The organism is Flintibacter muris (genome assembly GCF_943192995.1).
GTDB classification, from domain to species: domain Bacteria; phylum Bacillota; class Clostridia; order Oscillospirales; family Oscillospiraceae; genus Lawsonibacter; species Lawsonibacter muris.
On sequence record NZ_CALPCP010000042.1, the window covers coordinates 1 to 11,659 of the forward strand.

Annotated in this window: 8 protein-coding genes and 2 tRNA genes; 8 read left to right on the top strand and 2 right to left on the bottom strand. The window is 45.2% G+C overall.

The window, feature by feature from the left end; genetic code table 11:
• The 3 genes from NFS22_RS19615 to NFS22_RS19625 all read left to right on the top strand — a co-directional run bounded on the left by NFS22_RS19615 (window position 1) and on the right by NFS22_RS19625 (window position 2,414).
• Window positions 1-76 (top strand) — tRNA-Ala (locus tag NFS22_RS19615).
• Between the two features lie 337 nt (window positions 77-413).
• Window positions 414-1,364, top strand: a complete 951-nt coding sequence (locus NFS22_RS19620; RefSeq protein WP_251319414.1) for a glycosyltransferase family 2 protein — start codon at window positions 414-416, stop codon at window positions 1,362-1,364.
• A gap of 9 nt (window positions 1,365-1,373) precedes the next feature.
• The gene (locus tag NFS22_RS19625; protein WP_251319415.1) at window positions 1,374-2,414 is read left to right on the top strand and encodes a D-alanine--D-alanine ligase family protein; all 1,041 of its coding nucleotides are present in this window, start codon (window positions 1,374-1,376) and stop codon (window positions 2,412-2,414) included.
• Between the two features lies 1 nt (window position 2,415).
• On the opposite strand, the gene NFS22_RS19630 is transcribed toward NFS22_RS19625, so the two are convergent.
• Complete coding sequence (locus NFS22_RS19630; protein ID WP_251319416.1) at window positions 2,416-6,561, bottom strand: hypothetical protein; 4,146 nt, start codon at window positions 6,559-6,561, stop codon at window positions 2,416-2,418.
• A 213-nt stretch (window positions 6,562-6,774) separates the two neighbouring features.
• Complete coding sequence (locus NFS22_RS19635; RefSeq protein WP_251319417.1) at window positions 6,775-7,686, bottom strand: tyrosine-type recombinase/integrase; 912 nt, start codon at window positions 7,684-7,686, stop codon at window positions 6,775-6,777.
• A 240-nt stretch (window positions 7,687-7,926) separates the two neighbouring features.
• Here NFS22_RS19635 and NFS22_RS19640 point away from each other — a divergent pair.
• From NFS22_RS19640 to NFS22_RS19660, 5 genes are all read left to right on the top strand, one after another.
• A tRNA-Ala gene (locus NFS22_RS19640) sits at window positions 7,927-8,002 on the top strand.
• A gap of 219 nt (window positions 8,003-8,221) precedes the next feature.
• Window positions 8,222-8,854, top strand: a complete 633-nt coding sequence (locus NFS22_RS19645; RefSeq protein WP_251319418.1) for a hypothetical protein — start codon at window positions 8,222-8,224, stop codon at window positions 8,852-8,854.
• Window positions 8,855-8,953: 99 nt separating this feature from the next.
• Complete coding sequence (locus NFS22_RS19650; RefSeq protein ID WP_251319419.1) at window positions 8,954-9,133, top strand: hypothetical protein; 180 nt, start codon at window positions 8,954-8,956, stop codon at window positions 9,131-9,133.
• 298 nt (window positions 9,134-9,431) lie between these two features.
• The gene (locus NFS22_RS19655; protein ID WP_251319420.1) at window positions 9,432-10,535 is read left to right on the top strand and encodes an antirestriction protein ArdA; all 1,104 of its coding nucleotides are present in this window, start codon (window positions 9,432-9,434) and stop codon (window positions 10,533-10,535) included.
• On the top strand, window positions 10,535-11,650 hold the full coding sequence (locus NFS22_RS19660) for an antirestriction protein ArdA (RefSeq protein ID WP_251319421.1): 1,116 nt from the start codon (window positions 10,535-10,537) through the stop codon (window positions 11,648-11,650). The genes NFS22_RS19655 and NFS22_RS19660 overlap by 1 nt, the downstream gene beginning before the upstream one ends.
• Window positions 11,651-11,659 lie beyond the last annotated feature (9 nt).

Here is an 11,659-nt window from a genome sequence, read left to right on the forward strand (position 1 = left end):
GGGGGTATAGCTCAGCTGGGAGAGCGCTTGAATGGCATTCAAGAGGTCAGCGGTTCGATCCCGCTTATCTCCACCACAACCAAGGACTCATGTAGCCAATAACTATATGAGTCCTTATTTTACGCAACTCTGGACGGGCGGACACCTGATCCACCAATTATTTCACTGGAATGTTTATGGAAATGGAAGGTACCCTTCCTCTTTTCTAAATCTGAATATGTATTAAGGGCGTTGGCTTTTACAAAGTCAGCGCCCTTTTTCGGAGCCTAATAGGGCGCTATGATAAGTAATATAGGAATATAGAAAAATGGGGTTGAAGTTTGTAAGAAATTGAAGTAAAATATAGGCAGATAATACTAAATTATCTGGTGTTCATTGCAGTGACACTGCGGGAATGAGGAGGAATAAGAGGGATGGATTCAAAGATTGATATAATAGTTCCTACATATAATGTGGAACCTTATCTGGAACAGTGCTTAAAATCTATTGTAAACCAAAGTCTGCCAGATATTCGAGTTATATGCGTCAATGATGGAAGTACTGATCGATCACTTGACATATTACAGCACTTTGCGCATACGGATTCCAGAATATCCATTATTAGTCAGAGCAATAAGGGATATGGAGCAGCAATAAACTGTGGGTTCAGTTGCGCGACAAGCCAATATATTGGAATCGTGGAACCGGACGATTTTATCGACCCGGTTTGCTTTGAAACACTTTATAATTTGGCTGTAAAAAGCGGCAATGCAGATATCGTCAAGTGCGCATATTATGAATACTACGATAACCCGGATGGAACACATCAGTTGAAATCTTCTGCCTCCTCACAACTTCCCTCCCATTTAGTTCCATTTAAGATAGAGGAATATCCAGATTTGCTTCTATACCATCCGTCGGTATGGTCGGCTATTTATAAAAGAAAATTTCTTGAGGATCGGAAACTCCGATTTGTCGAGGCGCCAGGCGCAGCGTGGACGGACAACCCTTTCTTCATATCCTCTATGTGCTGTGCGGAGAAGCTCGTATGGAGCAACGAGTACCACTACTATTACCGAAAAACCAACCCGTCCGCATCCAGCAACTTAAAAGATTGCAGCATCCCCTTGGATCGTGCACTTGATATGCTGCACACGATTGAACACGAACATATTATCCACCCGGCAGTTACCAGGGCCATCTATAAAAGATGTTTGAATTACATCCAAATCGTTACAGAGCATCCTGCCTATATCCCTTCAATTCACAACAGATACATACGGCAAATTGTTTCACAGATTCCGTCCGAGAAAATCCAAATCGACTTCTTTACGATACAAGAGCAGGCCATACATAAAATATTCAGTGTAGCATCAGAGAAATAGAGGGATAGTATGCGAATTTTAGTACTAACGTCAAGCTACTTGGCCCCCACATATAATGAAAAAATAATCAGTCAGGTAAGGTACATTAATTCATTTCCAGATATGTATGCGGAATTATGTAATGACTGTGCTCTTTATGAAATTGAGCAAAAAATAATTTCGAAGGGGTACGATTGCGTATTTCCGGCGGTTGTTTTCGATTCTTCGCATCATGAAAAAGACCCTATTTTATTTAATGCAACACTGTATCAAATTTTGCTGTACCACAAACAAGAATATATTGGAAGCGATTTATACACACAGCTGCTATTGAATGATAAGGCGCTAACAGGACACCGTTCCGGTATGGGACTGCCTGCCGCTATTATTACACGAATACTATGGGAACATCGATGGCCATCCGCGTTGCGGTTGACAGAAGGGGTGCCTTATCCCGTTATAGTAAAACCAAATACACTCTCAGCGTCTGTCGGTATCACAAAAGAATCTGTGGCATATTCCGTAGACGGAGCAGCTGAAATAATTGACCGGGTATTCCGGCAATTTCCTACACTTACCGAAATTTTGCTGGAGCACTACCTTGAAACAGGAAAAGAATATACAGTATCCGTTACTGGAAACAGTCCTCATGTACTTATCTGCCCTACTGCGCTGGAGCCTGTTGGCAACTCATTTGAAATATACTCATATGACAGCAAAAGGATGAACATTAACAAACGTCCCATAGCTTACAAAAAAGTCTCTGATCCCGCCTTAGCGCAGAGGCTTTCGGAATGTGGAAAAAAACTTGCTGAAGGGTTTGCGCTTAGAGATTACTCCAGATTTGATATTTTGGCGGATGAGAAGCAGAAGCTGTATTTGATTGACGCAAATACCATACCTGCTTTGGGCGCAAACTACATGTATCCTTATACGAGTACCGGAGAGGTACAAATAGAACAGCTTTTGGCTATACTTGTGGCCGTATTTTCCAAGCGAACCGGTATATCGCTTCCTCATTTTTTTCTGGAAGCCCTTCCATCCTCAATTATGAAACCGTTGGGCTTTTGATTCAGCACTCGGACATTGCGGTCTGTATCCGTTCATATTTGGCTAGAGAGTCTTGGAGATATCTGTGATTATGATTGTTCAGCTTCTTATAGTATTGGATGGCATAGTCACCGTAGTAGAGGCCCTTGTCTAACACTTCTTTCGTGACGAATATATGTTCATTGACAATATCACAGATCATTCCTGTAATCTGATTGCAACAGTCTGCGGCCCGAAACGGGATGTTATAATCGACCGCAATAGAAAATCCACGTTCCAAATGCTCAAGCGCTTTTGAAAAGTTCCGCTCAAGCACCAGGACCCTGGCCCACATCCGATGACATTGAATCCGCTCCACAGGTACAGAATACCTGGGCAGCAATTGATCCATTTTTCCGACCCATTCCGCAGCCTGTTTGATAGTTCCAAGATCGAGATAGTATGCAATACAAGCCAATTCCACATGTTCTGCGTAGATTTCCAAACGCAACTTAACATTATCATAGTGTTCAGCATATTCACAGACCATGTTGAAATTATCCAGCGCACTTTGATAATGCTGAAGATTTATTTCAGTACATTTTTGACCGGAAAACAAGGCGTTTTGCACTTTGTTCTTGTAAATAATTCCGGTATTCATTAACAGACGGTAATAGTATTCAGGATTTGTAATTGTATTGGCATCAAATGAGTCATATAACGCTAAGGCGTCGTCAAACCGTGTCATCTCCCGATACATGGCCCCTAAATGCAGCGCGGACAAACAGGCGAGATCGTACATAGAATGACTCGATTGGCGTTGACAACAAGCTTCCATCAATGTGATTGCCTCATTGAGTTGTCCCTGGTTTTGTAGTAAAAGCGCTTCAAGAGTATGCAAATCATCAGTCAAGCTATCCGGAATACTATTTGTAGTGTAGGCATCCGCCTGTTTACATAAAGTAAGCGCAGACGAAAAGGCTAGTTTATCATCTGTCCCCGGAAAGAGAAAACGCTGCTTTGCCTTCAAATAGTATGCCAAGACCTTGAGTGAGAGATTTTCATTTGCGTTGCTCCGATTTAAAACTTCTTCCATTGCGTCTACCACACCGACGCAGATTTCTGTCATGTCATCTAATCCGTGGCGAATTTGAAGCATGATAGTCTGTAAGAACTCGGCAAATTCGCCTTTGAGTACATACTGCTCAAGGTCTTTCAAAAATGATACTGCATCCTGTGTGTGGTTTTCCATAATTTGTAGAATTGTATCGATCCACAATAAGAGCAACTGATGATTGCCGTTTCGATTTACGGTGACTAGAGTTGTCGTAAAGGTAAGCCGGTCTGCATGAAAAATATTGGCAATAACTACACTCAGGCCACGTCTGACAATTGGGCTGTCTATTTTTCCCGCAGCCAAGCTTTGATCAATACCAGCAAGCTGTGTTCTGTAATGCTCCAGGACATATTGGCTAAAAAAGTGCTCTTCCAAACGATCATGAGAAAACTGTATTAAATTGGGGTTATCCGCGCTCTTATGAAATACTTTGTGCGCAGTCAGCCATTCAAATGCGGCCAGTACCATTGGGTATCGGGTAGATAGGTCAGCGGATAATCTGTGTGTAAATGGTCCCGCGTCCGATTCCTCGAAGTACCTGTAATAAATAGTCTTAAACACCACTGTTTGCAACAATTCTTCGGTTAAGGCATCTTTAGCTGCCGCCTGAATCAGCATATGAAACCAAGCATCATAAATGTCCGGATAGCCCAGATCGTTTTCAGGTTTGACTCCGTTGCTGCACACATCACAAATAATTTTAAGGTTAATTGGCAAATAAATGAGTTCTCCAAAGTTATGGGTGAGACTGCCAATATGAATTCCGTTTTCTTCCAGATGATACAGCTCAGTAAACCGGATAACCTCATTGTCACTTAGAGGTGCGAGCTGAAGTACGGTTTGCGGTTCCGTCCCCGTATCCGGAACATAAAAGGAATTGGTTGAGGGCTCTAAACCACTGCTTTTTTTCAACTGCGAATAAAAATCACTGCGGCATGAAATAACAAGTTTTATTCTAGAGATGTTCTCTTTAACCAGCTTATCGCAGAAGCCCAGTAATTCCCTGTAGAATTTTAAACATTCGGAAAAGGTACCACGCAGCTCGTTAATTGCGTCAAAAACAAGAAGAAGCATCTGCTGACGCTGTTCCAGCATCATTTCTGTAAAGTGTAGTTGACCAATTTTTTCTGTAATGTTGATGTCCAAGCCATTTATATCCCGTCCGCAAACAGGATAAATTAAATACTCTGATGGATCCAACCGGGAAAGCCACAGCTGGAGAGAAGTGGTTTTTCCGGCGCCACTGTTTCCGATGATAAACAGTCCACTGTTTGGTGTGTTCAAAAACTCAAAGAAGAATTGGAGATGCCGCAAGACAACAACCTGTTCCGGAATGAAATCTCGAAAAAATTTGTCAGAACTTTCCTGTGCCTGGGACAGCAAGGCTTCCCAAATACTTCTTTTGGGAATTACCTGGGTCTTTTCCACAGGAAAAGAGACCCGGAGCATATCATGGTACAGTATATACTCGGTGCCAATTTCAGACTGCAAAAAGAAATTTTTCAGCAGGGTGTGATAAATATTTGTATACGCGTCTAAAGGCATTTTCAGCATCTCTAACCGAATTAGGCCGCTATTACTGCTAATACCGTACAAATATTTTTCCAAAATCCTTTTATTTTGAAGCGGAACTAACGTTTCACCCGTGTCTGCACTAGTAGGCATAAATAACAGAATCAGGAGAATTGCCGAAAGCAGATGGTATATGTCATCCAAATCAATATTCCTTAATACTGTTTGAAGATTGCCATCTCTGTCAAAATAAAACCGGATAGGATCATCAAACACCAGTTTTTCACTGCCGTTGTCGAACCCGGCTTCGCTTAATATTACCGCAGCAGACCAAAATTCTTTTCCTACTGTGGTGCTGTACTTTTTTGCTTCATATTTTATCCGTATAGCTTCAATGAGTTCTTTTGCCTGGTACGGGTATCCCTGACATATGATTCGGACTGAGCATGCAAACGAAAACAAAAGCGCATCAATTTCATTACTAACGGAAAGCGTCAACTCTTTTGGCAGCATGCTCCCTTGCATAATTTTTTGTACTTCCAGCAAAAGGCTTTTCCAATCTGTCGCAAAATAAGGTTGAGTAATACGCCACGGTGAATTTTGTATTTCTAATTCCAGGAGCTCATGTAAGTGTTCAAAAATATGTAAAAATCGTCTATTCAGCTGAAAGTGTTCAAAAATAATATTATTTTTCCATATTTCGTAGAATTGCCCGGTGCGTGGAGCAAGATCCTGGTCTTTTAACGCAATTAATTCCTCCTTGAGCGCCTGAAATAACTCATCAAATTTTCCGAGCTCATCGCCATATAAGAAATTTTTGTCTGAATTTCGACTCGCTAGCCAAGTATAGATTTGACCTGTTTCGTAAGTATTCAACCGGTCTGGTATTACCGGGTCAGCCCAATATGCATTGTACTCTCCGGATGCGTCCAAAGAATTCAACAGTCCAATATCTTGCCCACGATAGCCGACAACCAAAATTGTGGCTGCGGACAAATCATGTATTTCCTGGCTCAATTTCTCTGGAAGCTTAGATAATTCGTTGGGAGCAAATCGAAGATCACCTAATCGCAGGTCACCATGAGCCTTAATTAGGGTAAACGTAGGGTAAGTTCCAACGACTTCCTCATGACTCCCTACGATCAGCCGGTAAGACAGACCGTTTAATGCAGTATCAATCATGAGGTCAAAGTTCGTTGTCACAATATCATTCACGTAAGAATTTTCAATCAGCCACCGCAAAATCTGATATCCCACGGACGGAGTCATGTCGGAAAAGGATTCCTCCAACAGACGAGTCCTGTTTCGGTTCCCTTGACCCTCCCAAACATCATTGACAAAACGTTTGTATAGGTCAACCCAATTATCTGGTGCGCTCCCGTTGGCAGAAAATTTGCCGACTAATGATTTAATAATCCCGTATGTAGTTACATCTTTTTTTGAAGAAGTTAAAGAGCAACCTGCACCAATCATTACTGTAATCCTGGAGGAGCTGGTTGAATTGTCTCTCAAGCTTTGCACCAAGCGTCTAAAGCATGGATCTAATCGGCTTTTGGACATCGTGTCACTTCCTCTCGGCATTGGCTTTGATCGTTCTAAAATTCAATCATCTTCATTTAAACTGAGCAATGTTTTTCTTTGAACTCAGCTCTATTTTATCACCTGTGAAGATTGCAGTTGCGTCAGACAATTTTGTTTTATCATGAACACCAGATAATTTAGTATTATCTGTTGAACACGGAAAGGCCACCAGAATAGGTGGCCTTTCCGTGTTCAACAAAGCGAGAATGTCATTTTTCCTCTGGGATGTTTTTCCGCTAACAGGAGAGTCTGCTGCCGAGCGGATACATGAGTATAAATTTGCGTGGTAGAAATAGAACTATGGCCAAGCAGAGACTGAATGTACCGTATATCCATTCCAGCCTCCAGCAAAGATGTAGCAAATGTATGGCGGAACATGTGGGGTGTTATATGGTTTTCTACTCCAATTTGCTTCAAATATTTATGAATAATCCTCCGGACTGACTGTGGAGAAAGCGGACATCCTCTTCGGTTAATCAATATGGCACCCTGATCATCAATTTCCTCGGAAAATTCTCTATAATAAACTTTGAGAAGTTGGAGAAGTTCTTTTGTCGTAATTTGAATGATGCGTTCTTTTCTACCCTTTCCATTAATTAAAAGGCGAAGCTCGTTGTCGCTCAATTGGAAGGTATCTTTTGACAACGCGCACAACTCCGAAACACGAAGGCCAGTGCTGAATAGAAGCTCCAGAACCACGATGTCCCGCAACGTTTCTCGACAACCTGGCATGTAGGAATCATAGGCGCTTTGCAGAAGATTTTGTACAACCTGATCTGGGATAATGCGAGGGAGTTGCTTCGGCGATCGGATTCGAATATGAAGTTTTTCAAAAGGATTTTCTTTCAGTTTGCCACACAGCTCCATCTCATAATAGAAAGCGCGCACACTTGCAAGTTTGCGTTTTACAGAGCGAGGAGCAAAGGTCTGATTGATGTGCTTAATGTACTGACTTAACACTTCTTTATCTGGCCAAACATCTCCTGTAAACTCCAGAAACTGCCGCAGGTCAATGCGATACGCTTTTATCGTATCTGGGGACAACTGTTTTTCATACTTACCAACCTCAAGATAATCAGCGATTAGGGATGATAATGTCTGCATAATGAAGCCTCCATTTAGTAAAAATATCTCTTCATTATGACAATTTCTCGTCCTGTTTGTCTATAAGGGAAGATTAGACTCTAAATTTTCCACATTAAAAATTTCGTCGCCTTCATCGCACGAAGTGCGATGAAGGCGATTAGGTTGACGAAATGATCAACCTAACCGATATCGCACAAATTACCACGCTTTTTTGAGAAAACAAGCCTAAAATCACCTTATTACACCAAAATTATATGTGGGGGTATAGCTCAGCTGGGAGAGCGCCTGAATGGCATTCAGGAGGTCAGCGGTTCGATCCCGCTTATCTCCACCACAACCAAGAACTCATATAGCCAACAACTATATGAGTTCTTACTTTATAGAAACTGGGGCGGACATCTGATCCAAACTATCTTATTAAAAGCAGAATCAGGCAGATACTTTCCCCCGTCTCAAAACTAATATCGTTATCAGGGTCTTGGTTTAATGATTTTATATCAAAAAACCAGGGCCCTTTTTCAATTTACAAAGAAAATAAGGAGGAACTACAACAATGAGCAATTATTTCAGAGAACTGACCCTCAATCTCCAGCATGCGGGCTTCGTTGTGAAACCGGAAACGGATGAGGGTCTCCTGCCGGTGGAGCTGGACGGCCAACGGCTCTGCCTCGCATTGGATACCGGCACGGTAAGGTACTGGAGAGAGGATGTAGCGGATGACTACAGGAGCGCCGCTCTGGACAGAGTGAACTCCATCACCAAAGCCACTGCCGAGTATATGAGCCAGCTGGCGGATTTCAACGGCGTAGTTCTGGCGGGCCACCCTACCAGGTATGGCGTTCAATTCGTTACATGGGAGCGGTCATCTGATCGGACTTCCCTGGGGAGCGGACACTACTACGGTCCCGGCGGAGGTGCGGACAGCTACACTGCCGCCAAGCGGGACTTTGCCACCCGCTCAGGCCTCATCCCCCGCAGTGCCCTTTTTGATCAAAAGCAGTTGATAGAGATATACCATTGCAGTGTCGAAGTGCAGGCAGGCCTATACTCCATCACGGATGAGCAGGGGAAATGCCTGCAATCCATCATAGATCAGATCGAGCTCAGTATTCCGAATCTAGGTGAGCTTCTCGACCAGGAGCAGAATATCGAAGCTCCGGAAGACGGTGGAATGCAGTTCAGCTAAAAGCTAATATTTGTACCAGTAAAGGCCGTTTCCCTGAAAAAGGGCAGAGCCTTTTTTCTTTTTTGGGGGAACGGCAACTAACAACAAGGAGGGCAGCGTATGAATTATGTGATCCAAGCGGCGCTGAGCAATACCCAGCATCCGGAATGCGGTCAGGTTACTATCTCCTTCCCCATTCCCGTTGACCAGTACAATAAGACCATTGAGATGCTCCAGGCAATTGACCTGGATTTTTCCGTGAACAGGGGCTGGCAGAGGGGGAAAGCCCGGACCACCTGAGCGGCAGTGATCTTCCTGCGCTTAATCGGATGAGTTGGGCAGTATGGCGAGCAGCAAATCCAGCAGGAAGGCGGGCAATTCAATGAGTACGGCTATGTGGCATACCTGGGCACGACTCCGCTGGAGGAGCTGATAAAGGACACTCACGCAGAATCAAACTGGCAGGGGCCGCAGATGGGAGGTCAGTTATGTTAAGGCTGTAAATATCCTGCGGTAGGACACTCAGACAACTGGATTGGTATCAATAAAGGCCGTTTCCCTGAAAAAAGGGCAGCGCCTTTTTCCTTTTTTGGGGGAATTGGAACTATCAAAAGGAGAACAAAAAGAATATGACACGATATTTTATGAGGGATACCCGGTTGGCGGCGCTGGAGCGGATGATGATGGACCCATCCAGAACGGCCATCAGCTGGACTACCTGGCGAAACGGCTGGACGGCTTCTGCTCCGGCGAGGTCAGTCAGTTTCAGGCCATGGCCCACAAGCTGGGGTTGAACGACATTACTGACTTTATCAACCTGACATACTGCTGCCAGCGGACAACGGTTATCACAGACTTTTCTGACCTGGAGCAGATCGGGAAAAATCACGCCATTACAATGAACGGCGGAGCGATGCCCATGGATCAATACCAAGCCGTCGATGGCAGAAAAGACGCCCTCCAGCTCATACAGGGCGGCGGCGAAACAGTCACCCCCTTCGGCGTGGTCTACGATAACGGCATGAAGCTGGAGCCGGTCTACAACGGACATCAGTTTCCCGTATATCCTTATGATGGCCTTTTTATGGTGCTGGAGGTCACGCCGAAGCGGGGGCTTGCGGAGGGAAAGAATCCGGAGTATCTGTACCTCCCTGCCGCGGAACACCAAATTGAACGGACACTGCTCCGCATTGGTGTCACCTCGCCACATGATGTCCAGATACGCATCGACTGCAATGAACTGCCGGAAAAAGTGGATAAGGCACTGGATATTGAGCATCTGAGCGGTGACGATCTCCCGGCCCTGAACCGGATGTGCCGAGTAATAGAGCCGCTGACGGAGGCGGACATGGAGAAGCTGAACGCAGTGGTGTTGATGGCAGGCCCCCGTGACATCGATGAGGTTTATGCGCTGGTGCAGAATCTGGATCAGTTCGATTTTGTTCCCTGCGTTCAAACCCCAGAGGAATACGGCAGATACATGATCCAGGAATCTGGCCGCTTTGAGTTTGACGAAAATCTGGATAGCTTCTATAACTACAAGCAGTATGGTGAACAGCAGCTCCAGCTGGAAGATGGGCAATTCAACGAATACGGCTATGTGGCCTACCATGGTACCATGAGTCTGGAGGAATTGATGACGGAGGACCCCACAGAGAAGTATCAGCGGGAACAGGGTCACCAGATGGGAGGGCTTTGCTGATGATGCTTCAAATTCGGAAGGGTATCCTCGACTCCGAGAAAACGGATATCATTTTCCCAACGACCTTAGAGACAGTCCAGACAGAAATGAGAGGTCTGGAGGAGTTCGGTAAAAGCTACGGCGTGGTACGCAGCGTCAGCGGAGAGGGTCCGGCACAGCTTCTCACTGGGCGCGTGAAGGTCGATGACCTGAATACAGAAGCTGGGATTCAGAACCTTAACCGATTGGCTGAGGTAATAGACAATATGAGCGACGAAACGCTGAAGCTCCTCAGCGGAGCCTTGGCTCTGGAACGAGCGGCAAACCTGGATGACGTTCTGCACATCACAGACAGCCTGGAGCAGTACGAACTTTTTCCCCAGATCAGGACAGATGAGGATTTGGGGCATTTTCTTGTAGATACTTCTTTCATTACCGGGAAATTCTCATTTCCCGAGAAAACTCGGCCCTATCTGGACTATGCCAAAATCGGTGCGGAGCAGCGGAACACTCTTGGGGGTGCATATACGGCCCATGGCTTTGTCAAACGTCGGGAAGAAGCTCCGGTGCAGGAAGAAGCGCCAAGGGCCGTTGTCCTGACGCTTATGTCCTTGGAGCAGAGCGATACCCTTATCCTTCCTGCCTCTGTGGAACAACTGGAGCAGGCAAAAAGGGCGCTGGAGATCGAGGACTTTTCCCAGGCGGTGATCGCCGGCATTGACTACACAGTATCCTGTTTGGGCCAGCTGATCCCCATGGACTGCATCAGTGTGGAGGACGCCAATGAGATGGCGCACTGTCTCCAGAGTCTCAAAACAGACGGCGAGATCATGAAATATTGTGCCGCGCTGGAGGTGGAGCAGCCTTCCACCTTCACCGGGGCCCTTGATATAGCCATCGACATCGAAGACTATGAGCTGATCTCCGACAGCGAACGGGAATATGGAAGGCAGGTACTTTGCCGCATCGGGGCAGATGATGAGCTCATTGACACCATCGACGGGTATATGGACTTTGCCCAGTTGGGCAGAGACTCCATGGCGGAGGACGGCGTCCGGCGGACGGAGTTTGGTCTGGTGCGCCGGCTGAGCAGCCCCTTTCCTCCTGAACCGGAAATCGGACAGTCCATGCTGTAAAAAGTTCTG

Coding starts and splice junctions, on each gene's coding strand:
- NFS22_RS19620 (WP_251319414.1), top strand. CDS start 414: ATGGATTCAAAGATTGATATAATAGTTCCTACATATAATGTGGAACCT.
- NFS22_RS19625 (WP_251319415.1), top strand. CDS start 1,374: ATGCGAATTTTAGTACTAACGTCAAGCTACTTGGCCCCCACATATAAT.
- NFS22_RS19630 (WP_251319416.1), bottom strand. CDS start 6,561: ATGTCCAAAAGCCGATTAGATCCATGCTTTAGACGCTTGGTGCAAAGC.
- NFS22_RS19635 (WP_251319417.1), bottom strand. CDS start 7,686: ATGCAGACATTATCATCCCTAATCGCTGATTATCTTGAGGTTGGTAAG.
- NFS22_RS19645 (WP_251319418.1), top strand. CDS start 8,222: ATGAGCAATTATTTCAGAGAACTGACCCTCAATCTCCAGCATGCGGGC.
- NFS22_RS19650 (WP_251319419.1), top strand. CDS start 8,954: ATGAATTATGTGATCCAAGCGGCGCTGAGCAATACCCAGCATCCGGAA.
- NFS22_RS19660 (WP_251319421.1), top strand. CDS start 10,535: ATGATGCTTCAAATTCGGAAGGGTATCCTCGACTCCGAGAAAACGGAT.